The sequence below is a fragment of the Gordonia sp. Swx-4 genome, assembly GCF_030316175.1.
Classification (GTDB): domain Bacteria; phylum Actinomycetota; class Actinomycetes; order Mycobacteriales; family Mycobacteriaceae; genus Gordonia; species Gordonia alkanivorans.
In genome coordinates this window covers 44,056-70,053 of record NZ_CP128198.1, presented here as the reverse complement: position 1 = coordinate 70,053, position 25,998 = coordinate 44,056, and the positions used below count along the sequence as shown (strand labels likewise).

Below are 25,998 nucleotides of genomic sequence, written 5' to 3'. Positions count from 1 at the left end.
CGCAAGCGCCCCGTCGGGGTACGGCGCGCAAGCGCGCCTGAAGGGCGCCGCAAGCGGCGCCGTGGTGGCGTGCGTTTCGGTGTCCCGCTCCCCATCGGCCTACGGCCGATTGGATAGAAGGTGGTTGTGGTGCACCGTGTTTCATGTCGCCCAGTCTATCACGACTCCCGTCGGGCAACGGGCCAGGACGCCGCTGTGTCGGCCTGCGGCCGACCCTGCACCCACACCCGCCGACCGCCCTGCGGGCGCTCTCTAACTCCATATGAAAAATACTACCGCACAACCGAATTAAAATCCGTTGCCACACAACCGATTCCCTGCGGGAATCTGAGACCACCGCGACCGATACTCGCACATGCAACCAAAAGGCCGGCGCGCGCCCGTCATGTCAGAGGATCGGCGGTTTGCTATCGTTACCGTCGCGTTGCTCTGTTGCCACACCCAACGAGAGAGTGGACGCTACACAGGGGAGGGAGGGGACCCCCACCATTGCACCCCTCCCTCCCCTTCTGCCTGTCGGTGTCTGGGAGTCTGGGCCAGGCACCGTGGCAGGGGTAGCCGAGTTGGGCGCTCACCTGCCCCGCCACGGTGGCTGTCAGCGGCCCGCTAGACCCGGTCCCAATCGCTGATCGACGTCGATGTGAGCGAGAATGCGCCTTCGCTCAGCTTCTCCCGGATTGCCTCATCGTCGATGCGTTGCTCTAGGCAATAGCTCTCCTGCTCGTTGCGGGGGACATCAGACGCCAGCACCGACACCTGCACCGTCACCTCGACGGTGACCTCGAGGTCGTCGACGCGGCCCTGCCAGCCGAATTGATCGCAGAACTGCTCGAATTGGCTGCACAGGTCGTTGTCGTCGGCCCACTCGCACGCCGCCTCGTTGCGTGCCCGGTCTTCCCTCGCCAGCGTCGACGCCTCTTCGCGGGCGGTGTCCCGGTCCAGCTCGGCGCGTCGCAGCTCAGCTCGTAGACGTTCGTTCTCGGCCTCGATCCGCCGAACGTCGTCGGCGGGCACCCACGCCCCCGCGTCGGTGATCGGGTTCGGCAGATTCAACACGCCCTCACCGATCGACGGCCACACCTGCTCGGCGGCGTGCCCGTTGTGTCCGTGGCTGACTTCCATTGTCGTCATGCGACTTTCCTTCCCATGTCCCCGGCAGACCGTGTGTCTCGCCGGGTGGTCGTGGTCTCGCCGGTCACGTCGGTGACCGGCAGAACGGGGTGCCAGTGCCCGCACGGGGGCAGTACGGCGTCGCCCCGGTAGGCCTCGGCGGGCCCGTCGAAACAGCAGTGCCCCGCGTGGGGCACCGTGCCCACCCGCCAGCACACACACGCCGAAGGTGCGGCGTCAACGGCCCGCAGAGCGGGCGCGGCAGGGGCGGGCATCACTGCACCCCCGCCGGGGTCTCGACACCACCCAGACCGGTGATCGCGGCAGCGACGTCGGGAGCCTCGACCTCATCGGCGAACCACGAGGCCAGGCGCGCGACCTGCTCACCGTTGAGTGAGACGGTCTCCCCCGCATCGGTGGACGACGCGAACACCACCGGCCCCCAGATCACCGGCTGCCCGTGCAGAATCCCGTTGAGCACCGACGCCCACGCATTGACGGGCTGGGTGTAGGCGGCCTCGTCACCGACCCACATGTCGATGCCGCCGGGCAGGCGCACCACATCGACGTACCCGCCGACCCCGGCCTGCAACATGCTCAGCGTGTCCCCGCCCTCGGCGGTCACCTGTGACACCGCGCCCTCGGTATCGATCCGCACACCCGACACATCCGCAGTCCTCGTCATGACGGCCCCTCTCGGTAGGTGTCCGGCCCAGACCGTGTGTCTCACCGGAACTAACCCACACACTAACCGCACCCACCGACAACAATCCAACACCGCCACAACGCAATACACCGGGCCGACCTCATACCGGGGTCGGCCCGGTACAGCCGGTCGGGCCTGCCGGTACGGCGCGGCGCCGGCACCCCGATCGGTGGGTGTCGGCGCCGGACCACCGGGGTGGGTTACGCCGCGGCCGCGCCGGGTTCGGCGCCGGGCAACCGAACTGGCATCAGCAGATGCCGCACGCCGTCGAACTCGATGGTCATCGGCCGCGATGTCGGCGCGGTCGGTGACCACGTCAGCTCGACCTCACCCGGGGCGCACGCCAGCAGCGACGCCAGGTATTCCGGGTTGTAGCCGGCCACCACCCCGACCACGCGGTCGTCGACCTCGTGAGCGGCCACGTCGAAGGTCGTCGAGACCTGTCCGGTCTCGAGGTCGCCGGCCTCCACCCGCACACTGTCGGCCGCCATCGTGATCCGCACCGAGAACACCGACAGTTTCTTGAGCCGGCGCGCGAGATCCGGCGCGGCGATCCGCGCGCGCATCCGGTCATCGCCAGCGCCCGGGAGCAGGTTGCGCCACCGCGGGAACTGGGCATCGATCAGCCGAACCACGACGTCACTGTCCGGGCCGCTGATCCGGGCATGCCCGCCGTCGACGTACACACTCACCGACCCGTCGCGCTTGGCCACCCGCGCCGCAGCCGCGGCCAGTACCTTCACCGGCACCAACACCGGCGCCTCCAGCGTCACGGGGGCGGCCGTGGCCAACTCCGTTGCCGCCAGCCGGAACCGGTCAGTGCTCGCCAGCGACACCACCCCGGCATCGTCGGCGTCGATGTGCACACCGGTCAGCATCGGCAGCGTCACATCATCCCCGGCCGCCGGCGCCACCGCACCCACCGCCGTGGCGAACACCGCGGTATCGGCCACCAGCACCGCCGTCCCGCCGACCGTGGGCATCACCGGCACATCCTCACCCTTGGCGAACACCGCCACCGACGACCGCCCGTCGGGGCCGGCCACCACCAACCGGTCCCCGTCGCGCTCGAGCTCCACCACCCCGCGCCCCGCAGCCTTCACCGCGGCGGCGAGTTCACCGAAGTCCACCGTGGTCGCTTCCAGACCACCGGAGACCTGCGCGCGCACCACCACCCCGGCGTCGTAGTTGTAGTGGGTCAGCGTGCCCACCCCGCCGAGCGCGGCGATCGTCACCGTCCGCAACGGCGCCAACACACCGCGGCGCGCCGACAGCCCGGTCACGCGCTTCACATAGGCCAGATCCGCGGCCAACGAACGTCCATCCCACTGCGCAACAGTCATGACACTGTCCTCTCAGGAAATCCGGCCCAGACCGTGTGTCTCACCGGAACTAACCCACACACTAACCGCACCCACCGACAACAATCCAGCACCGCCACAACGCAATACACCGGGCCGACCTCATACCGGGGTCCTCCCGGTACCGCACTTCTCGACCTGCGATTTTGGGGAGGCGACACTCTGTCGCCTCCCCCAAAATCGCTTCAAAGTCCGCGCTAGCCGGTGGGCGGCCACCCGGCGGGGACCTGGGCGCGTAGCGCAGAGTCGATCGCCGCGCGCACGTCGCCGCGATCGGCCCAGTACTCACCGTCGAGGTAGCGGAAGATGCGTCGTGGGCAGTTGCCGACAACCTCGAACATCACATCGTTGATGGCATCGAGGTCGTTGTCGGCACCCAGGTAGCAGCGCTCCCCGTCGGCCAGCGCGAGTGTTTCGATCGCCGAGCACTCTTCGATGTCGACATGGATCGCTACCCACCCGTTGCTGCACATCACCTCATACAAGGTGCGCAACGCCGCCAACTCGGTATGGCGCTCAACAAGATTGCGCACCGTCAGATGCGACGACAACGCCACCCGCGCCCGCTCCCCCGCGTCGCTGAACACCACCGGGCACGCCGCCTGCTCATGTTCGATGATCACTGCGACTCACCTGCCCGCGTCACCTGGTAGCCCAGGGCGTCGGCGAGCATCACCATCAGGTCCTCACCGGACGGCAACGGCTGCCCGGCCATGCGATTGGTGACCGTGTCGCACACCGCATCATCCTGTCCACACTGGCATTTGACGTTGGACGGGTAGGTGTCGTGGGTCGAATCCAACGCGCAGCCGTCGATGGTGAGCGGGTCGATGACCCACCGGTCCTGCGAGGGGTGGCGCATCAGGTACACCGACACCGCTTCTTCGATGTAGTGCGCGCCCGGGTCCTCGCCGTCGCGGCGCGGGTACTTCGCATCAGCCACGACGCACCCCCTCAGCGGCGTCGCGCACCCGTTTGAGGTAGTCGACCTCGTCCATCTCCAGGGCCGTCAGCAGCCCTGTATCGCACGTCTCCGACGCCGCACTGATCTGCCCCGCCAACCGCTGATGGTCGGCCAGCGCCTCATTGAGGCGCAGCCAGGCCATGTCCTGGCCGTCTGCGCTGTCGGTGGCCGCCTCGTCGACCGATCGCCAGAACTCGGTAGCGCCCTCGGCCCAGTCGGTGAACGTCGGCACCGAGGACGGCGCGATATCGACGAGATACGCCGCGACCCACTCGATGGTCTCGCTGGTCCAGTCACCCTGCGCGCCGAGGGTGACCATCATGCCCGCGCAGGCGAGCTGCGCGGCGCGGGCGGGGATCTGATCCGCGATCTCGCCCGCCGTCACCGTTGGCGGGGCGTCAGGGTCGTCGATCACTGCCAGGCTGCTCTGCGCCTCGGTGGGGGCCTCGGGGAACGCCTCGGCCCCACGCTCACATACGACGACATCACCACCCCGACTGCCTTCCTCGATGTTGTGTCCGGTGGCGACGTCCTGCGCGCGATCGGCATCGGCAGCCCGGACGCGGTAGCGGGTCGTGGTCGTCTCGGTGACCTCGACGGTGAACACCGGCAGCGCCTGGAAGGTCTCGGGGGCGCTCATGCGGCGGCCTCGCCGTCGGTGCTGGCCGGGTTGGTGTCGGCGTAGACGCACGTGACCTCGACGCCGTGATGCTGTCCGCAGCACCCGGTGACCTCCAGGACCCGGTCGGGGCGGCTGATGTGGCGGCGGGCGTAGGTTTCGGCCTCGTCTAGCGCGTCGGCGCTGATCGCCTCGTAATGGGCGCGCATGTCGGTGACGCCGTCGACCTCGGGCAGCCCGGCGGCATCCCACATCCGCGCGTACAGCCCGAACCCGTCATGGCTCAGCGGCGCCCGCAGGCTCGCTTCCCGCAGACCCAAGCACACCTCGACCGCCGTACCGGGGCGGGTGTCCTGCTCTTGGCCGACCCGATCGAGTAGTTCCCGGGCATAGGCCCGGTACACCGGTTCCACACTCAACCGCTCCAGCAACTCGACCGGTGGCCGGATCAGTGAGAACGAATGGAACAGCGCATCTGCGCGAGCGGGCCAGCGCCGTTGCGCCGCCGCGATCTCATCCTCGGCCCACTCGATCGAGGCGAACACATCCGCTAACGAATCTCGGACCTCTGCGAACAACTCGGCAACATCCATCGCCACAACACCCCTTCGGGAATCGCCCGGCAGACCGTGTGTCTCACCGGAACTGACCCACACACTAGCGGCCCCCACCGACAACAATCCAGCACCGCCACAACGCAATACACCGGGCCGACCTCATACCGGGGTCCGCCCGGTATGAGGTCGGGCGCCGGCACCCTTTCTGAGTGCCGGCGCCCCCGGGCAGTGGGGAGGCCCGTCGGACAGAACGGTCAGGCGGGCAGGGCGGCCACCGCGTCGACCTCCACCGGGGCGCCGAGCAGGGCGAGCATGTCGGCGCTGGTCTGGAGCATCGGCCACAGCACACTCGGGTGGGCGCCTGCCCGCAGCGCCTCATCGAGCAGCCGCGCCAATGCCCAATCTGGATCCGCGGCGAGTGCCTGATCCAGTGCGATACCGCTCATCGCGCCCTGACCGGCGACGTAGTACAGGTGCGCGAGCATCGTCGCCGCACTCGCCCGTACGACGCCTGTGCTGTGGCGGGCGATGTGCTGCCACAGATTCGCCGCGGTGTGGCGGTGAGCGGTCGTGCCCGCCAGCGCCAGCAACGCATCGCGAATGTCGAGGTCGCACAACGCGCGCCCGACCGCGGCCGCCGTCGCACAGTCCACCGGGCCGTCCAGGGCGCCCATCACCGTGGCGACCGCCGCGACCGGATCGGTCTCGGTGTGGCCGTGGGCGTCGAACTCGTAGCCGCCACACGCGCAGCCGTCCGGACTGAGGTCGGCGCCGACCCGGTCGCGGCTGGCGGCCACCGTTCGGCCCTGCTCGACCGCGGCGCGGGTGGCTGTCGGCGAGGTGAACGGATCGCCCAGCACCTCATCGGAGTCCGCGCCGTCGCGGGCCTGCTCTCCCCACACCGTGCGCCACCGCTGGCCCTCAGTCATCGTCTCGATCACGTAGCCCGCGTGCAGCCCGCCGCACCCGGCGAGGATGTCGTGCATCCGATGCGCGAACTCCCGGTGCGCGGCGTCGCCGCGGCACAGCCGGTCATCCACGATCACCGCGGCCACCGTGGTCACGCCGTAGCTGGCGATGATCGCCGCCAGGTCCCGCAGCGTCGCATACATGTGCTCGTGCGCGCTGCCATCGGCGCGCCGCGCGAAGTCGTGACGCATCGTCGCCACCACACGCTCACCGCCCTCGGTGAACGCCAGGATCACCAGCGAGCGGTGCGGCACGAAACCCAGCAGACCCGGCACCGCCGTCAGCACCGCTGCCACCGACTGCGGCACTCGACTCGACATGCACTCACCCATCGAAATCACTCCCTCGAATCAGTCCGGCCCAGACCGTGTGTCTCACCGGAACTAACCCGCACACTACCCATGCCCACCGACAGTTTCCTGCTGTGCCACAAGGCCATACATCGGTCCGACCTCATACCCGGGGTCGGCCCGATGCCGGGCGCAGGTGGTCGTCGGTCCCGACCAACCCGCACCCGGCCTGGGGGCGTGCGATCAGAGATTCAGCGGCACGTCTCCTGTCGGGTCGTCGCGCTCGCGGTCGGTGCGTAGGTCGATCACATCGGTGTGGACCACGCTGGTGTAGTCACGGCCCAACTGGCGCAGTGCGGTCACCAACGACACGTGGGCTTCCTGCGCAGTGTCGAAGGCGATCGGCCACCCACCGTCCTCGGTGAAGGCCGGCGCTCCGTCGATCACCGCGTAGTAGCCGTTGTCGCCGTACTCGATCCAGCCGCCCAGCCGCCCGATCGGGTTCCGCCTGGCCCAGTCCTGCGTCACCTGGCTGTACTGGCCCAGCTCGAGCTGCCACCCATGCCGTGCCGGGTGCGGCCGGATGCTCAACGCCCCGTAGTAGGCGCCGTCGATGACCAGATACACGTAGGTCTCGAAGCCGTCGAGGGCCAGGCGCAGCCTCTCATCGTCTTCGCCGTCGCTGGACAGTTCCAGCACGGCGTGTGCGGGCGTCCGTGGCTGTTGTGGTGTCGTCGTCACTTGCCTGCCCCTTTCAGCAGATCCGGAATCCGCCGCAGGCGGCGAGGAACTCGGCGAACTCGGCCACGTTCTCGGCGCTGAACGGATAGCTCGCGTCCATCGGTGGGTGGGTTCCGACGCCGTTGCACGCGTTGCATCCGCCCCGCCCGGTCTCTGGGTCGCGCGGGCGGTCCAGACCCATCTGCACCCCGACCTCATCGGTACGTACCCCGGTGCCCGCGCACCACCGGCAGGTTTCATCCGGCAACGCTGCCAAGCGGGCGGTGTGGGCCTGTTCGTACTCGGCCACCGCCCCCGCAGCCAGATCGGCACGCAACCGCCCCGCCAGCTCGATCGAGGTCTGCTCGTCGAGCCCGTCACCGTCGTTGGACTGCCAGTACTTACACCCCGCAGCCAGCTCGGGATACCGCTCGCACACGAACTCCGCCAACGGCCGCCACCACCACACGTTGTTACGGAAGTACTCACCCACCGGCGCGCTCGGCGCCCGACCAAACACATCCATCCCCATGCGGGACTCCCTCAATGTTGCCCGACAGCCCTGCTGGCTCATCGGAACTAACCCACACACTAGACCACCCTGCCGACACGAAACATGTTCCTGCACAACCCAATAACCGGCCTAACCTCATACCGGGGCCGCCCCGGTATGTCAGCTGTACTGCTTGAGTCGCGGCAGTGCTTCGACGAGCCGGGTGTAGATATCGGGCCAGCCGGCGGCGAGACGGGCGATGTGACCGTTGTCCAGGCGAGAGGGGTCGATCATGGCGTTGACCCGGGCAGTGTGGGTGTCAGCGCCCAGGGACGCGAGTTTGGCGTAGAGCGGGTTCAGCGGGATGTTGCGGGCGGCGCTGTATTGCCACACCTGCTCGGTGCTCCAGTTCCAGATCGGCCCGAAGCTGGTGGTGCCGTCGCCGCGGCGCACCATCCCTTGAGGACTGTCGTCGCCGTTGCGGGCGGCCTGGGTGCGGTAGAGGTGGCGGCGGCCGACGGATTCGTCGGCGCGCACACCCCACAGGTTTGCCGGCCCGAACACCGCGCGCGCCCGGTCAGCGGGGTCGGTGATCATCGCCTGGCGCATGTCGACCTCGAGGTGCCGCGTCGGTGCTGTGGGGTCGAAGTCACCGGCCGCGATGAGCAGGGTCAGCAGGTCGGGTTCAGTCGGCACCACGTTCACGTCCAGACTCCACGCGGCGGCGAGATCGGCCAGGTAGGCGCGGGTTTCGGGGAAGTCCAAACCACAGTCGTAGAACACCACCGGCACTTCTGGGTCGACGCGGCGGGCCAGATCGACCACGACGGTGCTGTCTTTGCCGCCCGACCAGGCCACCCACATCCCGCCGTGGTCGTCGCGGTAGTCGGCGATCTGGGCGAGCACCGTAGCCGGGTCGAGGCGCCGGCCGCGCACCGCACGCAGTGTCGTGAGGTTCAGACCTGGGTCAGGGGCATCGAGCATCGGCATTGCTGCCCCTGCGTCACCGCGTGCGGTGGCCGGAGGTGATGGTTGGCACTTCGGGGGTTTCGTTATCGGCGGTGGGATCGCCGGGCTCGACCGAACGGAAGGTGTTGATGCCGAAGCGGATGTCGTCGTGGACGCGGATCGGGTCGACCCAACGGCCACGGCCGCCGGTCTCCCCTTTCTTCTTCCGCGGCGGAATCGGCGGAAGGTCTTTGGGTGGGCGGGTAGCAGACATGTCTAGGGCTCCTTGGTCTCTCGGGCCGCTGCGCGCGCGGCAGCGGCGGCTCTGCGGTCGGAAAACAGCCGGCGGCCGGTGACCGGTGGTTGGTAGTCGGGATCGCGCGGGGTGTCGCGCAACTGCACCACCAGGGTGGAATCGTGACCACCGGGGCGGGCGTAGTCGGCGTGCTCATCTATGCCGGCCACCCTCATTCCCAGGCCTCGGGGCAGCAGATGGCTGGTGTCATCGACGCTGTCCGACCGGCCGAGATACATGCCACGGGAGGTTTCGATCTCCAACACCACCGTCGACGCACCTGAGCCCTCAGCGCGGCGGCGTTCAGCCACCGCGGCGGCCTCGTGCAAGGTGTGGGTGGCCATCGTGTACTGGTCGAAAGAGATCCGCGCCCCAGGCTGCAATGTCGCCGGCACATCACGCCTGCGGGTCACCGGAGTGTCGGTAGGCAACTCGACGACCGCGTACACCACATGCCCACGCCCACTGTCGCGTTCGTAGCTCTGAATCAACCGGTCCAGGCGCTGCACCGACCGACGATCCCGCTCGTCGAGCTCCTGGGCGTCACCCGTTGCTTCCCGTAAAGACGAGTTCAGATGCCGCCACCGTGCAGGATCTCCGGTGGCCCACTGCAACTCCTTCACCTGCGTGCGGGCCGCGCCTTCCAGCACTCGCCGCTTGGCCGCCGAACGGTCCTTGCGTTGTCGTGACGAAAGGTCACCGCGAAATTCCCCTCGGGCGGGCAGCTGCCGGCGTTTGCGGTTGTCGTCGACCGCCGAGGTGTCCCGAGGGAACGCGCGATCGCGATCGCGGGCCGCGCGGTTGCGGGAAGTGTCGTCCTCGAGAACCCGGTCGGCCAACTCGGCGCCGATGCGGGTCTGTTCCATCGCGTCGTAGAACTTCTCGGCAACCAGCCCGGCGGACTTGATCGCCGCATCGTCGACCGGCCCGGCCTCGAGGTCGATCACCCCATGCCCGGTGTAAGCCGTTCGCGTGGAACTCATGATGTTCAGCCTGGCAGAAACACCAGCCGCGCGCCGTCAACCGCAGCAGCGGCGCGTGCCGCGCACACCTGGTGGGTGGGCAACGGTAGCTGCTCACGCGCCGGCCACTGCCTCTCCATCTGCTCCTCGGTCGCGCATACCCACACGATCGGATCGTCGACGTCGACGTCGTCGGCGAGTTCGTCGATGTGCGCTCTCACAGCTTCGGTGATCTCACGCAGCTCGGCCAGCACCCCCGGAGGTGTTGGCCGGGCGCCGCTCAGCCAGTACTGGGCCAAGCGCCGGGGCACGTCGAACCACTTGTGCACCTGGCCAAGTCCCATACCGCACGCGGCGGTGACACACACCGTCCAGCCATCACGGGCCTCGCCGTCGGCCTCTCGTACCACCACACGGGTGTCGGGGACAGCGATCGCCGCGCGGCCGGCGCACACCCGGTGCACACTGGCCAAACTCATCCGTCCCGCAGTCGCGGCGACGACGTCGAGGTCCTCGGCGAACGTCTCGATCTGGCCTGTCTGGGAGGCGTGCTCGATCAGTCGGACCGTTTCCGCGGCCGCGGCCGCGGTGAGCTCCTCGAGCAGCTCGGCGACGCCGGCAGCGATCGGGCTCCGGCGTTCTTCCCAGGCGGCCACTGCGCCGGCATCGAGGTCCAGCAGCCGTTCGACCTCGATCTCGCGCACCCCGACCGACAGTCGGGCACACCGCACTTGTGCGGCATCAACATCATGAATCGTCATCAGCGCCATCCTCGCGCATCTCCTTGGGTTCCTTGGGCAGACCTGACGTCTCACCCGCTGATGTTGTGGAGTGTACGCCCTCCGCTGTTGGTGGCGTCTCCTGATTTTCCTGCTCTGCCGGGGCACTGGGCCGACGAGTGAGTGGTGTTGACCACTCTTGCCGTGTGCGCCCGTCCGCGATTTCGAGGGTGATCCCGGTCAGTTCCTTGAGGGCCGCGGTGGTGTCGGTGATGATGACGTCCAGGGTGGTAGCGACGGCTTTGATGATCTCCCCGGCCGCCGCGGTGGTGTCCTCGGTCTTTCCGTCGCTGATGGTGTGGCGGACGCCCCGCGCGCGATGTACGCGCCCGTAGAACTCTCCCGTCGTCTCTTTGTAGAGGTCAACGATGTTGCCGGACTGGGCATCGACGCCGCTCACTGACTCGTGTTCTTTACGCCAGCGATGAAAGTTTTCGCCGCGAATGTCCCACGCGGTTTGCCACGCCGACGACGACAGCAGCTCGTCGAGAGCCTCAAGGGAGCGGGCGTGCACCCGTGGGATCGTCGATTGCAGCGCCGCGAGGTTCCGCGCGTTCAGCGACAACCATGCGTCTTCGTCGTCGGTAGCAAAGGGCACGTAGCTCGGACCCAGCAACGCGAACCTGCGGATCTTGCCGAACGACTCGGAAGTCTCAGGGTCGGTGCGGGCGACTCGCGCGACGAGATTGATCAGGCGGTGTCCTACCGCGATCGCGGTGTCGATGGCGGTGTCGGCGAGGTACCGCTGCGCGACTGCCATACCTTCATAATCGGGGTCGTCGGCGATCACCTTCTTGTGCCACTCGGCTTCCACATACGCTGCGCTGCTGAGCATCAACGACTCCGCCGCCGAACCTGCTAGCGCGCAGGTCTCGCGCCACTGGCTCGTCTTTCGCTCGGCAAACCAGTCGGGGTCCATGATGTCGGCCCGACTGTATTTCCACGCCCGGTCGCAGACGCGGTGGACGTCGGCGATACCCAGCTCCTCGATACTGGGACGTCCACTCACGTCCGCGTGGGCACCCAGATGCAGTAGCCGCCGCCAGGCCACATCTTCGACGGCGTCGGGCGCCTCAGGGGGTCGCTCAGTCTCGGTGGAACTCGGCGCTTCGGAGGCATCCTCGGCGGCGTGCGCGGTCGGAAGTTTCCACCACCGCAGGGCCAACTGCTTGATCACTTCGATCTTGCTGGCCGCCTTGCTCCAGACAGCACCGAGACGGCCCCTGCCGATGTCGGTCATCCAGTCCTCCTGTGGGGCAGCCCCCGCTTGGTCACGAAAGTCGTTGTGCTGGAACCAGCCGGGTCGTCCAGCGAGGCTTAGCGCCATCTTCGCGCATCTCTCTCCTCGGTCTCGTCGGGCAGACCTGCTGTCTCGCCCTCTACGCATTTCTCAGTGTAGAGCGTCGCGACCCAAATGGGGTCCACTGCCCGCCGGTCCGGCTGCGCCCCCAGTCAACTGGGGCACACCGTTATACGTCGGCGGCTGCCGCCCGCCATAGCGCGGCCACTCCCGCCCACGGGCCCGCAGTCCGGCGGGTATGGGCTGAGGACGAACTCACACTGTAGGGCGGGTATCGGTCAAAAGAGTCGTGCCGGCCAAGCCATACGCGCGAGTCAGCATCGTAGTGACATTCCACGATCATCCCCACTTCGTCGGCCTGCGCCCGCCACGACGTTGGAGGCTCTCCCGGATCGCCCTGATCGATGTCGACGATGATCGGTGAGCCACTGTCGCCGGACACCGTCATTCGATCGGGGATGCTGCCTTCGCGCAGCGACTCGCTGTCGGTGTCGACAACCATCCCGGACATGCCGGTGAGGGCGTCAAGGAACCACCGGAAGGCCTCGTAGGGATCGGAGAACCGTTGGCCGGCGGGTTCGGCATCGGCAGTGTCGGATTGACGCACCGTTGCCACTGTCCGGTCCTGGTCGAGTTCAGCGACACAGGGCACCGAGATGACAACGTCGCTCACCCAACCGCTATCCATGACGGTCACTCCACTGTTGTCGAGGTGGTAGCCCTCGATATCCAAGTCGCACAGTACGAGCAGGGTGAAGGTGACGAACACGGTGTGGTTACCGCTCTCTGCGTCGTGGTCGACGTCATCGACCGCAACGTCTCGCACACCCACGATCTGCGCACCCGGCACGAGTTCGACTCCGGTGACATCCTCCATGCCGTCACGATGGCCGAAGTCGTCCTCTTCAAGGACCCCCGCCACCGAGATGTCGGAGATGATCGACGCCCACAGAGGCAATGCTGGCCCGTCATGGAAGTCGCCGACGGTGTCGGAGTCCATGGTCAGTGTCGCGAAGTGTGTGGCCAACGCCAGCCGGACCGCCCTTCCGGCAGGCTTCGCCCGGGCGACATGGTCGAACAGCGCCTTTTCTGACGGGCCGCACACGCGCACACCGTAGTCCTTGGTGTCGTCAGCATCAGCTACGCGAATCTTCAACTCGTGCAGTGTCTTCTCTACGTCGGAGCGGTTGTCGGTGAAGAACACCAAACCGTAGGGAGGGTCCTGGCTCGCGTGCGAGACCGCGTCTCGCACCCATGATGAATCCACGCCACCGGTTCGGACGTCGCTCTTTTTCGTGCCAGGTCCAGTGCCCAGGACCTGGTCCCGCAAACCTGCAATCGCGTTGTCCCCCAGCATCGGAACAATGACAACGTTCGAGATACTGCCAATCCGGGCGTGCAGGCGTTGCGAGATGTCCTCTGCGATTCTGCCTGTGTCACCCGCAAAATCCCGCCACGGGGAGGTTACTTCAGCACCGTCATCAACCCCGGCCTTGCACAGCGCCTTCGCCTGTGCTGCGTGGCTGACAGCGGACTGTACTTCGTGGGCAGCCCATTCCCACACGACCTGCGTGGGCACCCACAGCGGGATGGAATGTGTCGCCAGCCGGTCGGCCAGGCCAACGAGCTTGTCGATGCTCAGTCGGCCCCCACCCATCACGCAGGTATCGACGACGACCGCTTCGATCGACCCCTGCACCTATCACCACCACCTTCGATTGCCGGACCCCGTGGGCGGAAAGTCCGAATCGCGGCGACCGTGGAGTGGTTGCGGCGGGCCGCCCGCTCACCGATCTGCCGAGGTGAAAGTCTATCTCAATCGCTAGTCCGACTCGGTTCAATCACGCCCGGAACAGCCCTCATCGTGCAGGCAGGTAGGCGGCGTTCGCGTGGCGGCTGGGGTGGGTGTACGGGGCACGGACCGCGATGCGGGAACGCCCACCGTGAGTGATCTGGGAGTGGTCAGCGAGGCATGCTGCCGGGGTGCTGCGGCCGAGGACGCCGGGGTGGTGTTCGTGGCCGGCGGACCAAACATCGTCGCTGGGTGTGGCCTCGACAGACCAGGCGGCAACGCGGCCCTCGCCGCTGGTGCGGTACTTGCCGATCTCGGTGACCTCGCCGAGCAGTTCGGCGATCCTGTCGGGGTCGCCGACGGCCCGCCACGTCGCGGTCGCCGTGACGGCCGCGACGGCGGGGATCAGCCGTTTGCGGTAGTGCCCGCGCGTATCCGACACGGTGGAGGGCACCGAGGGTGAGAGGCGTTGCAGATCAACGTGATCAGTGCGGCTCGACCTCATCCGCGGCTCCGGCTGTGGAGTGGCGGGCATGGTATGGGCGAAGGTGCACATCCAGTGCCACGGCTGGCCGGCCTCGCAGCGGGCCAGGGGCAGCTCCAGGTCTTCCGGAACCGCGAGGGGGTCGTAGGTGAGGACCTCGCCCCGACCGGCGGCCACGGCTTTGCGGCGGTGCCAGAGCACCGAGGCCAACAGACCATCGAGGCTGATCCCCCACGGGGCGCCGAAGCACACCCCGTGCGGCAGTTCGGCAGTCACTCGTAGCGGTATCCTCACGCTTTCACCGCTCGCGGTCTCGTGCTGAGGTGCTGCACATGACGAGCGGGCAGTCGGTTGGCGAAGTGCAACCCCACGCCGAGGGCGTTGCGGTCAGCACGAATCCATCTCCACACCCACCCAGGATGCCAACGCACGTCGGGTCAGTCGAGCACACCACGGAGGTGAGCCTCATCGTCGACCTCCAGGCCCAGATCGGCGCCAGATAGACTTCCCGCAGCCTGCTGGATATGTCTCTTTTTGCGAGGGGTTACGAGAGTGATTGCGGTTGATGCCCAGGTCCAAGAGGTATGGAACCCGGAAACCAGAGCGCTCGCCACCGAGGCATGGCAGTGCTACAACAGCGGCGCTTTACGCGCGAGCATCACCATCACGTGGACAGCCGTGACCACCGATCTCATCGCCAAGATCGGGTCCCTGGCAGACGACGGCGACAGAGACGCCATCGATCTTCGAGAGGAGATTGAAGAGGCTCAAGCCCACGGCCTAACCCCTCAGGGCACCATCGCGATGCAGAAGGTCGAGAACAAGCTACTCGATAGTGCTCAGCTCCTAGAACTGATCGACAGCGTGGATAAACGTGCGCTGGAACGCATCCGTGAAGACCGAAACATGTGCGTGCATCCATCGCTTCGCTCTCTCGATGCGCCATACCAACCCCTGCCTGACGTAGCTCGCGCGAACCTTTCGGTTGCACTCGACGCATTACTTATCCACCCACCAACGCAGGGAAAGAAGATCCTTGACGTCTTCAAGGATTACACCTGCGATCCGGGATTCACGGCGACTACTCCGACCCATATCCAGCGCCTGTTCTACGACCGTGTGCGCGCAAACACCCGACGCAATATTGCTTCCCTCGCAGCCAAACATGCTGTTGGCGAACTAGATGTCGGCGGGAGGTTATCTGTGAGCGCATACGCCGATCGATGTGCTCATGTCCTGGCCGCAATCGCGGAGCGCGATCGGGTACTTGTTCGCGAAGCGATGCAGAGGTGCCAAGATCGATACCGCCAGGCCGACACTGATACACAACGCCGAGCCCTCAGCAGACTCGGCGACAAGGACTACTTCTGGACGATGCTCGATGACTCGCTAGTTGCACACGTCGGCGGGCTGGTTCCGCAGGTCCCTGCCGATCCATACGAGGCACTCGATCCAACTACGGTCGCCGTCCTGTCGTTGGTGGGCAACACTGTCGCGCGCGAGCATCTGCCCCAGCTTGAGCAGCGTTTTGAGCAGTTGGACTTTCCGCACAGATCGTCAGTGATGTCGGATCGCCCCTCGGCGTACTTCGTACCCCATATCCCCGCCCTACTCCGAACCGCTTACAACTTCAGGGTAGGCGAGCGCGCCGGTGAGGTTCTTCGAATCCACTCGCAGTACCTCACGGTCCCCGCTCTGCAACAGTCGCTTTCGGCGTGGTCGGCGAACGTGGATTGCCGGATGGCAGCGGACATGCCACCGAAGGCCGTTTCACTGCTAACAGAAACTACCCACCTCGGATCAGGTCGAATTGAACACTTTCGCAGGTTCCTGGGTGATGTCCGCGCAGCGTGGAAACCCGGAGATGGCGAGTTCTATCTCTATAACGACCTCGAGACGGCACTGAATAGATCACCCTGACATCACCAGTGACCATCCGCGCAGCCTTGCCTCGCGCCTATCTAAGTCAGGTCGTTAAGTGCGGCGATCGCGTCGTCACGGCTCGCGGCAACCATGGCCCGCCAGTCGACGTCGCTGGGGGTTGCGCCGGCGGTGATGGTCTGGCTGAGGGTGGCATGGATGCGGCCGTGGCCGGCGGCGGTGCGGCCGCCGAGGTGGCCGTGGGTGGCGAAGTGCTCGAGGATGTCGGCCTGCAGGGCGTACTCAACCGGTGTGGCGTGGGTGAGGCGGATCTGTCCGGACAGGCGGGTGCCGGCGATGAGGGTTTCGGTGTCGAGGCGGATCGGGCTGAACCCCTCGCCGGTCTCACCGTCGGTGGTGGGGTTGGTGGCGGGCAGGTCGTTGCTGTGGCTGGTGGATTCCTGCCCGAGGATGGTGTGCACCGACGCTGGTACCGCAGCATCCGGTGGTGCTGTGGGGAGCAGGTGCAGGGTGTCAGCGGTGACCGGAACGACTTTGGACACCACCAGTTTTCCCGACATGACTCGTGCGTTGGCGGCGCCGCCGAACAGCCCGATCAGCGGCACCAGCGTCTTCAACTCGCGCTCGTGTTCGGGGGTCATCTCGCGGGTGGATTTGCGCAGGAAGCCGCCGTTGCGCAGCAGGTGCGCGGCCGCCGGCGTCAACTGGCCCGCGTAGTCGAGGACCTCGGCGAGCAGGGTTTCGCCGGTGCGGCGCAGGATGCCGCGCCAGGCGTTGCCGGAGATGATCGGCACCACCGCCACCTCCCCGGTCGGGGTCAGGACTTTCTCGCGGCGGAACAGGCTCTCGATCGAGGTGGCGTTGCGGGTGTCGTCGCGATGCACGATCGAGGTTCGGGCGGTGATGTCGAGGTCGAACACCGCACTAATCAGGTTCTCCCCCATCACTTCTCCCCTCCACCCGCGGATTCGGTAGCCGCGCGGCGATTGTCGGCGACGGTTTCGGCGATGATCCGGACCCGCAGGATCAGGGCGGGGAGCTGGTCGCGGAGCAGGGTGAGCACCGGCGCCGAGGGTTCGGTGAGCAGCTGCGCGACCTCGAGGCGCCGGGCTCGGTCGGTGACCGTGATGGGGAGTGCTTGAGCGAGTAGGGACCACCAGGTGGCCAGGCTGTCGGCGCGGTAGGTCGCCGCCCGCACGCGGGCCGGCAGCAGCTCGTCCCAGTAGCGGTGGCGGTGATCGCCGATCCAGGAGTCCCAGTCCAGGTCGTAGTGCACCAGCAGCAGCAATCGTTCCGCGGTGATGGCGGCCGGGTCAGACAGCGCGGGGAGGTCCGGGACCGCGGCCCGCCATCGCATGGTCGGCGTCGACCCCTCGTCGGTGGCGCTCACCCTGCCCGCCTCGTCGCCGTGGCCGGCGCCGTACCGCTCGGTGTGGACAGGGCGATCGCGGCGTCCCACCACGCACCGGGGTGGGTGCGCCACACCGTCAGAGCGTCCCAGGCGGTGAGCAGCTGGGGCCACTGGTCGGCCGGCACGGCGCGCATGACTGTCATCGGTGGGACGGGGTCGGTGAGCATGGCCGCACGTACCCCGGGCAGGGTGCGTAGCCATCGCAGAGCGGTCAACAGCGCCACCGCGGCATCATCCCACCGAATCGCCGTGTCGTCGGTGCAGACATGCCCCCACCGTGCGGTCGGGAGGATGTGGCGGCGACCACGGACAGGCACCACCACCATCCGGTCGACCGGTAGGGGGCCCGCGGTCAGCAACTCCCCCAACTCGGTGCGCTCAACGATGGTGCGGGCCGGCCGTCGTTGGTTGACGACGTACACGGTGCGGCGTAGTTCGGCTGTGCTGTAGGCCCATCCGCACGCCGCGCACAACCAGTCCCCCCCATACACCCAGGATTCGGCGTCGGTGAACTTGCGGGAGACCACCGACAGCGCGGCCACCAGCGGCAGGTCGGTGGCCCCGCAGCAACAGCACCACTCCCCCGGGCCGGGTAGTTCGGCCGTGGGTGGGATCGGCCGGCCGGCGGCGGTCCAGGCCACGAGTGCAGGAGACCCGGCAGCCGAACAGGTCTGGGACCTCCCCGGCCGCCGGGCCTGTCGGGAACGCGATACTGCGGGCGAACCTGATATGTGAGAAGTGCTGTCGAGTCTACCCATTCAGATGTCTGTGGCGGTCTCGATGTCGAGGGAGTCGTCGGTGTCGATGTCGACGTCGCTGCCGTCGTCGTGGAGGGCGATCAGACGCACGGTGGTGGTGCGTTCGGTGAGGGTGAATGCCTCGGTCTCGCCGTAGACACCGTGGTGGCGGGCGGTGATGCGCACGAATCCCGCGCCCGTGGCGGTGTCGGTGAGCATGTGGATCGCGGTGACGTGAGCAGGTTCGGGACCGTCGAGGAGGATGTCGCCGACGGTCAGTTCATCGGCGCGCCGCTCGAGCGCAGCGGGAAGTGGCGCCTGCTGCCCGCCAACGGTCCTCGGTGATCCTGCCAACGCCGTGCCCAGCGTAGCCGCTGGCTTGTGGTGGGTGAGGTCTCTACTCGAGTCCGCACGTGGCCCGACGTTATCCATTAGCGTTGCCACGCTTCGGGCGTCGGTACTGATCGACCAGCGTCGCCGGTAGATAGCCGGTGGCATCGACAGTGCGGTAGTCCAGCCGCCCACTCATGGCCCGGTTCTCCGCGGGGCCGCTGTGCGGGCCGTGCCAGATGGTCGCCGCGATGACCGTGGCCATCGCCAGCCACGGCGCCGTCGCAGAGAACTGGACGACCACCTCGGCAGACATCGCAGTGTGCGACACATTTCCTGCTGCGGCCCCAGCCGTACGTAGATCGGCGAATCCGCCCGACAGCCACCGGGTAACGGCGGGAACACCGTGAGCCGACGCCACCACCGACAGTCCGGTACCGGCCCCGGCCACCCCGACGGCGGCCACCCCGATCGGTCGCGGACACTGCCCGCGCACGGTCTCGATCAGCCACACCACCGCATACGACGCTGTGGTCGTGGCCACCGCCAACAGCACGCCCAACACCAGCAGCGCGGCGACAAGGTTGCCGATCGCGATCAGCACCGGGCCGACGGGCGGGGCCCCGATCTGTGTCAGTGCGTAGAGCCCCACCATCGATATCGCCGCGCACACCGCTCCGTGAAGTGCCGCAATACCCCAGTGCCGAATCCACCGGAGCCGCACCTGCGTGTGGACGGGCTCATCGACGTCGTGGTCGGCAAGGCGGAACCACCACGAGCGCGGACCCCATGCACCGTTGGCGGGGGTCACCGTGCAGCTCCGACGGCTGCGTGTTGCGTGTCTGTGGTGTGGTCGCGGTGAACCATCCATCGATGCGACAAAGTTACTGTGGCGTCGGGGGCGTCGTCGAACCGCACACCGAACAGATACTCGGTCAGCTCCTCGACACAGCTGGGCAGAGCCTGTCCGCCTGTGTGTTGGCGGCGATAGTCGTATTCCGGTTCGGTGAGTGTGCGTCGCATGACCACGACCTCGGCGCGATCGTTGACCACCACACCGGTACGACCGGCCCACTCAGGCGGGATCGGGTTGCCGTCCGGATCGCGGCTGGGCACGACGAAACAGTCCGCGTTCTTCCAAGACCGGATGGCCACAAACACCTGCGTGGGCTCAAAGTTGCCGATGACTGTACTCAGCCCGGCAAGGACGCCCCCGACATCTGTGACCGGTTCAGATCGACCAGTGCGGTTGTGCTGCATCGCCGTTCCTTCCTTTGGTTTATCGATGTGTCTGCCAGGTATGTGCCGGCGAGCCCGGTTGGACGTGGGTGCGTTGGTTGAGGGTGCGTAGTGTGCGATCGGACCCAACCAGTCCAATGCCGATGCTGGTGGCGATCGCGGCCACCAGCACCACCGCGAGGGGAGCGATCGCGTGCTGCCACAACGGTTCCCCAGTAGCGGTGTACACCGTGGCCATCGCGACGCCGGTGAGTAGCACCACCATCCACCGGTAGTAGGTGCGCGGTGGTTCGACGGTGGCCATCAGCCCCAGGAGCAGGCCGGCCGCGGCGGCGACCCCGGCCACCGACCAGCCGACCGCTTCACCGACAGGTAGCGGGAGACGGGACCAGTCGCTGGTGGGGTCGATCTGGGCGAGTACGGAGTTGGCGCAGTACACCGCGAGCCAGACGGTCAGCGCGACCGCTACCGCGGTGACCGCGACCCCGGCGGCGAAACTGCCCGGGTGTCCGACGAACAAGCCCAGCCGCGCTGGTTCCGGCTCGATGCGGTAGTCGTCGCGGGGCGGGTCTGGGGTGAGCCACGGTGGGGTCGGCGCCGCAGTTGGCTGGTGCGGTTCAGGCTGAGTGAACTCCGCGGTGGGTGTCGGGCCGCGGCCGTAGGCCACGGTGGCGGGATCGGCTTCGCGTTCGGGTACAGCGGAGTAGGCGATCGGCCGGGCGTCGGAGGGGTCGGGGCGGGGCGTGTTGGTCATGACCGGTACATCTCGGCGAGGGTGAGGATGCGGTCGGTGTTGTCCGGATCGGCGATGTCGATTCCTGCGTCCTCGAGTTCGCGAGCCAAGCCGCCGAGGTCGACTTCGTGGCCGTCGGGTAGGTCGAGTAGCTCGGCCAGCACGTTGCGGGCGGTTGTGGCAGTCATGGCGTTCGCCTTCCAGAAGGTCGTCGGTTGGGATGCACTGGGGGTCCGAGGGCCGGGGCTCGGGTGGCTCCCGCTTCGCGTCCTGTGCGGTGCACAGCCGGTGCGGTTGGGGGCCGGGCCCGCGCTGTCGTCGTCCAGGACGGCGCGGGAGCCACCCGAGCTTCCTCGTCTCCGTTCCGCGTCGACCTAGTTGGGGGCCAGACCATGTCACGGGCCGGAGGGGTCTCTATGGGGTTATGCCGACCAGGGGCTGATGGCCCACCATTGGCCGTTGCCGGCGCGGTAGCAGGTCCCGAACCGGGGACCGAACTTCTTGGCGCCGAAGCTGTTCAACCGGTTGGCGGTCGGCGCGCATTGTGCGGCGCTGTCGTGGGGTCCGATGCCGAATGCGCGGTGGCCGTCGACGGTGCCGATCGGAGTCACCGCGGCCGTCGCCGGGGCGGCGACGGCCGTGCCGAGTCCGGTGGCGATCGAGGCGGCGAGCAGCGCTGCGGTCGCAGCGCGGCGCAGGCCGCGGCTGTGGGCGGTTGTGGTGGTCATGGCGCTCTCCTGTGGTTTGTTCGGTTTTGTGTTGGCTGCGCCCTGGTGAGCGCCCGACGTCACCACGCCGCCACTGCCTCGCAGCGGCGGACCCGATGACGAAGAATTGCCTGCGCAGCGACGAGCGCGGTGCACACGATCAGGATCGTGAGGTACAGCGCCCATGACACCGATGCGACGGCGTTGACCCATGACGCGAGGGTCAGAAACCACACGGCGGCGGGACGTAGCAGCGCGAGAAGCGGCTTGTTTCCGAATGCTGCCGCCGCTATCAGCGCAGCAACGGCCATCACGACACCAGAGATCATCAGCGCGGCGAGGCTCTGCCACGGTTCGGCGAAGCTCACCGCGCCGAATCCGAAAAGACCTCCTACGGAGACGATTACGAACAGTGCAGACCGCAGCCAGGAGCGCAGGGCGTCGAGGTCCTGAGTATGGGGAGTAGTGATCATCAGCTCTCCTCCTGCGGTGGTCAGCAGTGTCGTTGGGCAGTGCGCTGATCGGCGGTGGTGATGGGCAGCTGGTAGTTCACGGCGACCTGGAGATAGGTAGCGATGTAGGTGCATACGTAGTCAGGGTTGGGTGGCAGCCATTCGGCGATGGGTTTGGAGCCTTTGGCGCTGTTGGCCGAGCCGTCGGCGGCCAACAGGTTGCTGGGGTCGTTGGCGAAGCTGATCCGCTTGGCCAGTGGCCAGTTGTGGGCGCCGGCATGCCAGGCTGCCTCGAGCGGGAACACGTGGTCGATCTCGATGTCGCTGCTGGTGGTGCCTTTGCGGAACTGGAGGACCGCACCGGTGTAGGGGTCGGGATCGAGCACGCCGGAGAGGACTGTGCAGCCGCGGGTTTTCGGGTCGAGCTGCACGTGCGTGAGCTGTGACCTGAGGATGTCGTTGCGTGTGTCGCATCCGTTGTGCGACAACGCCGCATCCGAGTCGTCGGTCCAGGCCGGGCCGAACACGCACCCTTTGCCTTTGCGGCATGACCGCTGGTAGCCGGGTTCTTCGTTCATCGTGGGAACTACTGAGGCAGTGCGCAGGAGCGCCTGGACGTGAGCGGCGTCGACTGGGTCCGTGGTCGGGGGTGGGGCGTCGGCAGATGCCGGGGACAGGACTGACAAGTAGCGGGTGATCGCGTCGGTGGGGTTGTGCGGGTCGATGAATCCGGTTCCCATTCCGAGGCCGAGGACTAAGGCGACGGCGATCGCTAGTCGTATTAGGCGGCGCATCAGTTGCCCGGGGCTGGTTCGGTGGACGTTGACGTATTGGCGGGCGTGCGGTCGGTGAGCTTGCCGTCGACCTGTTTACCGGCGGTTACGTGGACGGTGACCTTGTCAGCGGTGGGGCCGGTTTCGCTGTTCGTGCCGGTTGCCACGATTCCGAGTTGGGTGAGGGTGTAGTCACCTTCGGGTACCGCGAGCACGATGGGCTCTTTGCCGGTGATCAGATCGAAGGTGGTGCCGATCGGCAGTCGCACGCTCGCCGGTTGTGGCGCGGGAGTTGCTGCCTCCGAGGGGTTTTCGGTGCGTGTCGAAGGTTCGACTGCTGATGTCGGCGGCGTGGTGGTCGTCGGACTGGGATCGGTAGTGGCACTGGGGGGCGTGGTAGTCGTGTTGTTGACGCGTTCGAACTGGATCACCGAGTTCTCCACCGGTGTCCCGTCGGTGGTGACGTGGCTGATGGTGAGCACGCCGATCTTGTCGGTGGGTGCGTCGCCGGGAGCACTCGGGGCGTCGTCGGCACGCGCCAGACCGATTCCGGTGCCGACAATCAGGACGGCGAACACCAGGGCCACGATTGCGACGGCGAGTGTGCCTCGTCGGCCCTGGGGCTGCGTGGTGCGTCCGGGCGCGGACGTGGGGTCTGCGCCGGGGATGGTGCTGTGACGAGAGGTCATGGCTGAGGGTCCTCCGGGTGACGTTCAGGCGGTCCGGGCGCTGGTGAGGCCTGTGTAGGTGTGGGCTTCGGCGGCGGTGAGGATGAGGTGCTCGTTGGCTGGATCGCTGGGATCGATACCGGTGTCGGCGAGTTCGCGGGCCAAGCTGGTGAGGTCGACCTCGTCGTCGGGTCCGACATCGAGGATGTCGGCGAGCACCAGTTCTGCGGTGGTGGCCATAGCGGAAACCTCCAGTTCGGGTCGGCGACGAAGCGGTTCAGTTGCGGTGTTTGAAAGCGTTGGGGTTGTTGGGTGCGTGGATGGGTTCGCAGCGCGCACCGAAGACGTAGCCGGGGTGCCAGCCGCCGCCGGAGATGTACTGGGTGCCGGGATGGCACGGGACTCGGGGCGGGTTGAGCGCGTGAGCGTCCGCAGACGGGTGGGGGGCGCTGACGAGCGTCAGGACGGCGGCGATTCCGGCGAGCAACAGGGTTGCGGCCAGGCGCCGACCGGGATTGGGTGTGTGACGGCTGTTGGTGCTCATACGCTGGTTCCTCCGACGACGGTGGCGATCCGTTGGTTGATCCAGTCAGCGAGCCATTGGGTGGCGCTGCGGCCGTGCTTGTCGACGGTGAGGTTGCCGTAGCTGACGTGGGACTGTGAGCCGAAAAACGCTGCGGCGTCGAGCCCTTGGGAGACCAGCTTCGTCAGGTCGCTGGCGTTGCTGGAGGTGGCCAGCTCGGTCAGCGATCCGGCGAGGCCGGCGAGGTTCTTGGTCTGGGCGCCCTGGATCAAAGTGGCGGTCTGTGACGACACCTCGGTGGGCTGACCGAGGAGTTGGGGGTCGGTTTTGGCCGCGGTGCCGGTGAGCATGCCGCTGGCTACCGATGCGATGTCGAGGCCGATCGGGATGAGTCCTGCCAGCGCGGTCGGGTTTTTGAGCGCGGCCCAGGCGACTTCCTGTGCTTGGCCGATGTCGTTGGCCAGGCGGACGATGTCGACGTTGCCGATGATCGAGAGCACCATCGCGGCGATCTGGGTGTAGCCGTACGGGTCGGGGATCATGGCCAGGACTTGCGAGGCGGCTTTGAAGTCGATCTGGGCGGCCATGGCCACCAGAGGCCGGAACAGGTTGTTGAGTTCGCCTGCGATGCGGTGGCTTCCGTCGATGTCTGCGGCGGCGATCCGCGCGGGCAGGGCCTGCAAGTTGGCGATGATCTTGGGCAGGTTGGCAGCCATGCCACCGACGCCGCTGGCGACGTTGGTGAGCTGGTCGACGAGGACTTGCGGTTGCAGCACGGCGAGGACGTTGCTGGCGGTAGTCAGGGTGTCAGCGGGGGTGGCGGCGACTGGTGCGATCTGGTTGGACAGGCCTTTGGCGGTGGAGGTCAGTTGCTGGGCCTCGGGAGTGTTCGCCGGGAGCGATGAGGTGCTGAGCTGGCCGGCAGTCTGTGCGAGCTGACGTGCTGTGCCCACGGCTTGGGAGAGGTCGGCCTTGTTGACCGCGCCGAGCACGGTGGACGCTGCGTGCTCGGGTGAGTTTGCGGGTGCTGATCCGAGCCGCTGGGCCAGTCCAGGATCTCCGGCAACCGAGGTAGCGATATCGACGAGCGGGGAGAGGGTGTCGACGAGGGTCGATGCCGTCTGGGCCAGCTGGTTGGGGTTGACCGAACCGTCGGCCGGGGTGGCTGCGCTGGTGAGGTCGGCATGCGTGGTGCTGATGCCGCCCAGAGCTTCCGGATCGAGGTTGCTCGTCAGCGATGTTGCCAGCTCGTCGGCGGTACCAGGCCCGCTTGTGGTCGAGTCGGAGGTGGGGCCGGTGGGGGTGGCCCCACTCTGGCTGAGGATGGTCCCGAGGCTGGCCAGTAGGCCGTCGCGTTTGGCGTCGACACCGCAGTACAGGTCTGCGCTGCGGCCGGGGCCGGCGGGGGCGCAGATGGTGGCCACTTTTCCTGCCAGGGCGCCCATCCCCTGTTGGCGGGGCCCGGCGATGCCGGTGGTGCCCACCGGCTGCGGTCCCACACCGACCTCGCCGGCTGTGCCCCGCTTCGGATCGGCGAGCAGCGCTACGGCCAGGACCTGATCTGGCTCGAGGGGGCCCTTGCCGTTACCGATATTGCTGGCCACGTCACCGGCGATGTCGGCACCCTGGGAGAAGCCGCCGAACGCGACCTTGATTGCCCGGCAGGCGGCCGTGATTTTAGACAGCTGAGTATTGAGTGCGCGCACACCGTCGGCCTTCGACGCACCATAAGTCGTTTTGCGGAACGCATCCGCGGTGTAGGGGGTGTAGATGATCTGGACTGCCGCACCGTATTTCGCCGCGATGGGGTCGGTGATCTGCTTGAGCATCCCGGTCGCTTGATGCGGACTGGCGGTGGGTGTGGTCTCCCAGGTGCCCGGCACCATCACCACTGCCACCTTCGGGCAGCTCGGCGCCGCCGAGGATGCCGCGGGCATGAGGAAGGTCGCGAACACAGCGATGACGAGGCTGAGGCACGCGGCAGGAACGCCCACTGCTGTCGCCCGGCTTAGCCGGCGTCGTGACCCCTTCGCGACGGTCATCTCACTGCCCCCTCCGCGGTTACGCGAACATACAAGCCATTTATCACGAACAAATATGTGCACAATCGTACTACGGGGCTCCCCCAATAGACGTGCGGTTTACCTGGCTACGGGCGTGTCACCGCATGGGCGGCGACCGGCCCCCTCCTGCGC

General features: G+C 67.2%; 33 protein-coding genes. 1 reads left to right on the top strand and 32 read right to left on the bottom strand.

All coding sequences use genetic code 11. The features are described from left to right. Positions 1-606: 606 nt before the first annotated feature. The 17 genes from PWF70_RS23945 to PWF70_RS23865 all read right to left on the bottom strand — a co-directional run bounded on the left by PWF70_RS23945 (position 607) and on the right by PWF70_RS23865 (position 14,625). Positions 607-1,131 (bottom strand): hypothetical protein, encoded by a 525-nt coding sequence (locus tag PWF70_RS23945; protein WP_286353026.1) that lies wholly within the window; start codon positions 1,129-1,131, stop codon positions 607-609. 253 nt (positions 1,132-1,384) lie between these two features. Further along, positions 1,385-1,795: a DUF3846 domain-containing protein gene (locus tag PWF70_RS23940; RefSeq protein ID WP_286353025.1), complete on the bottom strand. Its 411-nt coding sequence runs from the start codon at positions 1,793-1,795 to the stop codon at positions 1,385-1,387. A 221-nt stretch (positions 1,796-2,016) separates the two neighbouring features. Then, positions 2,017-3,159 carry a DNA polymerase III subunit beta gene (locus tag PWF70_RS23935; protein WP_286353024.1) on the bottom strand — a complete coding sequence of 381 codons (1,143 nt, stop codon included), beginning with the start codon at positions 3,157-3,159 and terminating at the stop codon, positions 2,017-2,019. 215 nt (positions 3,160-3,374) lie between these two features. After that, positions 3,375-3,800, bottom strand: coding sequence for a hypothetical protein (locus tag PWF70_RS23930; protein ID WP_286353023.1), 426 nt, complete (start codon positions 3,798-3,800; stop codon positions 3,375-3,377). Beyond that, positions 3,797-4,120: a hypothetical protein gene (locus PWF70_RS23925; protein WP_286353022.1), complete on the bottom strand. Its 324-nt coding sequence runs from the start codon at positions 4,118-4,120 to the stop codon at positions 3,797-3,799. The genes PWF70_RS23930 and PWF70_RS23925 overlap by 4 nt, the downstream gene beginning before the upstream one ends. Next, positions 4,113-4,781, bottom strand: a complete 669-nt coding sequence (locus PWF70_RS23920) for a hypothetical protein (RefSeq protein WP_286353021.1) — start codon at positions 4,779-4,781, stop codon at positions 4,113-4,115. Before PWF70_RS23920 ends, PWF70_RS23925 begins: the two co-directional genes overlap by 8 nt. After that, complete coding sequence (locus PWF70_RS23915) at positions 4,778-5,305, bottom strand: hypothetical protein (protein ID WP_286353020.1); 528 nt, start codon at positions 5,303-5,305, stop codon at positions 4,778-4,780. The genes PWF70_RS23920 and PWF70_RS23915 overlap by 4 nt, the downstream gene beginning before the upstream one ends. 266 nt (positions 5,306-5,571) lie before the next feature. Then, complete coding sequence (locus PWF70_RS23910) at positions 5,572-6,606, bottom strand: DUF4192 domain-containing protein (RefSeq protein WP_286353019.1); 1,035 nt, start codon at positions 6,604-6,606, stop codon at positions 5,572-5,574. 213 nt (positions 6,607-6,819) lie between these two features. Then, the gene (locus PWF70_RS23905) at positions 6,820-7,317 is read right to left on the bottom strand and encodes a hypothetical protein (RefSeq protein ID WP_286353018.1); all 498 of its coding nucleotides are present in this window, start codon (positions 7,315-7,317) and stop codon (positions 6,820-6,822) included. A gap of 13 nt (positions 7,318-7,330) precedes the next feature. Further along, positions 7,331-7,822, bottom strand: coding sequence for a hypothetical protein (locus PWF70_RS23900; protein ID WP_286353017.1), 492 nt, complete (start codon positions 7,820-7,822; stop codon positions 7,331-7,333). A 147-nt stretch (positions 7,823-7,969) separates the two neighbouring features. Next, positions 7,970-8,779 carry a phosphoadenosine phosphosulfate reductase domain-containing protein gene (locus PWF70_RS23895; RefSeq protein WP_286353016.1) on the bottom strand — a complete coding sequence of 270 codons (810 nt, stop codon included), beginning with the start codon at positions 8,777-8,779 and terminating at the stop codon, positions 7,970-7,972. A 13-nt stretch (positions 8,780-8,792) separates the two neighbouring features. After that, positions 8,793-9,011, bottom strand: a complete 219-nt coding sequence (locus PWF70_RS23890; RefSeq protein ID WP_286353015.1) for a hypothetical protein — start codon at positions 9,009-9,011, stop codon at positions 8,793-8,795. A 2-nt stretch (positions 9,012-9,013) separates the two neighbouring features. Further along, complete coding sequence (locus PWF70_RS23885) at positions 9,014-10,015, bottom strand: hypothetical protein (protein ID WP_165630945.1); 1,002 nt, start codon at positions 10,013-10,015, stop codon at positions 9,014-9,016. Between the two features lie 5 nt (positions 10,016-10,020). Next, positions 10,021-10,755, bottom strand: coding sequence for a hypothetical protein (locus PWF70_RS23880; protein WP_286353014.1), 735 nt, complete (start codon positions 10,753-10,755; stop codon positions 10,021-10,023). Beyond that, a complete protein-coding gene (locus PWF70_RS23875) occupies positions 10,742-12,013 on the bottom strand; it encodes a hypothetical protein (protein WP_286353013.1) in 1,272 nt (423 codons plus the stop codon). Before PWF70_RS23875 ends, PWF70_RS23880 begins: the two co-directional genes overlap by 14 nt. A gap of 229 nt (positions 12,014-12,242) precedes the next feature. After that, positions 12,243-13,772, bottom strand: a complete 1,530-nt coding sequence (locus tag PWF70_RS23870; protein WP_286353012.1) for a hypothetical protein — start codon at positions 13,770-13,772, stop codon at positions 12,243-12,245. Positions 13,773-13,932: 160 nt separating this feature from the next. Continuing rightward, positions 13,933-14,625 (bottom strand): Csf3-related protein, encoded by a 693-nt coding sequence (locus PWF70_RS23865; RefSeq protein WP_286353011.1) that lies wholly within the window; start codon positions 14,623-14,625, stop codon positions 13,933-13,935. 276 nt (positions 14,626-14,901) lie between these two features. On the opposite strand from PWF70_RS23865, the gene PWF70_RS23860 reads away from it, so the two are divergent. Further along, complete coding sequence (locus PWF70_RS23860) at positions 14,902-16,269, top strand: hypothetical protein (protein ID WP_286353010.1); 1,368 nt, start codon at positions 14,902-14,904, stop codon at positions 16,267-16,269. 41 nt (positions 16,270-16,310) lie between these two features. Here the strand turns inward: PWF70_RS23860 and PWF70_RS23855 are convergent, their stop codons facing one another. From PWF70_RS23855 to PWF70_RS23785, 15 genes are all read right to left on the bottom strand, one after another. Continuing rightward, positions 16,311-17,174 (bottom strand): hypothetical protein, encoded by an 864-nt coding sequence (locus tag PWF70_RS23855; RefSeq protein ID WP_286353009.1) that lies wholly within the window; start codon positions 17,172-17,174, stop codon positions 16,311-16,313. Then, on the bottom strand, positions 17,174-17,587 hold the full coding sequence (locus PWF70_RS23850; RefSeq protein ID WP_286353052.1) for a hypothetical protein: 414 nt from the start codon (positions 17,585-17,587) through the stop codon (positions 17,174-17,176). Before PWF70_RS23850 ends, PWF70_RS23855 begins: the two co-directional genes overlap by 1 nt. A gap of 29 nt (positions 17,588-17,616) precedes the next feature. Next, complete coding sequence (locus PWF70_RS23845) at positions 17,617-18,282, bottom strand: hypothetical protein (protein WP_286353008.1); 666 nt, start codon at positions 18,280-18,282, stop codon at positions 17,617-17,619. A gap of 117 nt (positions 18,283-18,399) precedes the next feature. Beyond that, positions 18,400-18,732 (bottom strand): hypothetical protein, encoded by a 333-nt coding sequence (locus tag PWF70_RS23840; protein WP_259936728.1) that lies wholly within the window; start codon positions 18,730-18,732, stop codon positions 18,400-18,402. A gap of 70 nt (positions 18,733-18,802) precedes the next feature. Next, positions 18,803-19,519, bottom strand: a complete 717-nt coding sequence (locus PWF70_RS23835) for a hypothetical protein (RefSeq protein WP_286353007.1) — start codon at positions 19,517-19,519, stop codon at positions 18,803-18,805. Further along, positions 19,516-19,824 carry a hypothetical protein gene (locus tag PWF70_RS23830; protein WP_139319486.1) on the bottom strand — a complete coding sequence of 103 codons (309 nt, stop codon included), beginning with the start codon at positions 19,822-19,824 and terminating at the stop codon, positions 19,516-19,518. Before PWF70_RS23830 ends, PWF70_RS23835 begins: the two co-directional genes overlap by 4 nt. A 163-nt stretch (positions 19,825-19,987) precedes the next feature. Then, positions 19,988-20,701, bottom strand: a complete 714-nt coding sequence (locus PWF70_RS23825; RefSeq protein ID WP_286353006.1) for a hypothetical protein — start codon at positions 20,699-20,701, stop codon at positions 19,988-19,990. Continuing rightward, positions 20,698-20,868 carry a hypothetical protein gene (locus tag PWF70_RS23820; protein ID WP_158037506.1) on the bottom strand — a complete coding sequence of 57 codons (171 nt, stop codon included), beginning with the start codon at positions 20,866-20,868 and terminating at the stop codon, positions 20,698-20,700. The genes PWF70_RS23825 and PWF70_RS23820 overlap by 4 nt, the downstream gene beginning before the upstream one ends. 234 nt (positions 20,869-21,102) lie before the next feature. Then, positions 21,103-21,408 carry a hypothetical protein gene (locus PWF70_RS23815; RefSeq protein WP_286353005.1) on the bottom strand — a complete coding sequence of 102 codons (306 nt, stop codon included), beginning with the start codon at positions 21,406-21,408 and terminating at the stop codon, positions 21,103-21,105. Positions 21,409-21,467: 59 nt separating this feature from the next. Continuing rightward, positions 21,468-21,860: a hypothetical protein gene (locus tag PWF70_RS23810; RefSeq protein ID WP_286353004.1), complete on the bottom strand. Its 393-nt coding sequence runs from the start codon at positions 21,858-21,860 to the stop codon at positions 21,468-21,470. 20 nt (positions 21,861-21,880) lie between these two features. Further along, positions 21,881-22,417, bottom strand: coding sequence for an HNH endonuclease family protein (locus PWF70_RS23805; RefSeq protein WP_286353003.1), 537 nt, complete (start codon positions 22,415-22,417; stop codon positions 21,881-21,883). Positions 22,418-22,632: 215 nt separating this feature from the next. Then, the gene (locus tag PWF70_RS23800; protein WP_286353002.1) at positions 22,633-23,301 is read right to left on the bottom strand and encodes a hypothetical protein; all 669 of its coding nucleotides are present in this window, start codon (positions 23,299-23,301) and stop codon (positions 22,633-22,635) included. Positions 23,302-23,325: 24 nt separating this feature from the next. Continuing rightward, the gene (locus PWF70_RS23795; protein ID WP_075863223.1) at positions 23,326-23,520 is read right to left on the bottom strand and encodes a hypothetical protein; all 195 of its coding nucleotides are present in this window, start codon (positions 23,518-23,520) and stop codon (positions 23,326-23,328) included. 37 nt (positions 23,521-23,557) lie between these two features. Further along, entirely contained in the window at positions 23,558-23,824 is a 267-nt protein-coding gene (locus PWF70_RS23790) for a hypothetical protein (protein WP_286353001.1), read from the bottom strand. After that, complete coding sequence (locus tag PWF70_RS23785) at positions 23,821-25,845, bottom strand: cutinase family protein (RefSeq protein ID WP_286353000.1); 2,025 nt, start codon at positions 25,843-25,845, stop codon at positions 23,821-23,823. The genes PWF70_RS23790 and PWF70_RS23785 overlap by 4 nt, the downstream gene beginning before the upstream one ends. Positions 25,846-25,998: the final 153 nt, after the last annotated feature.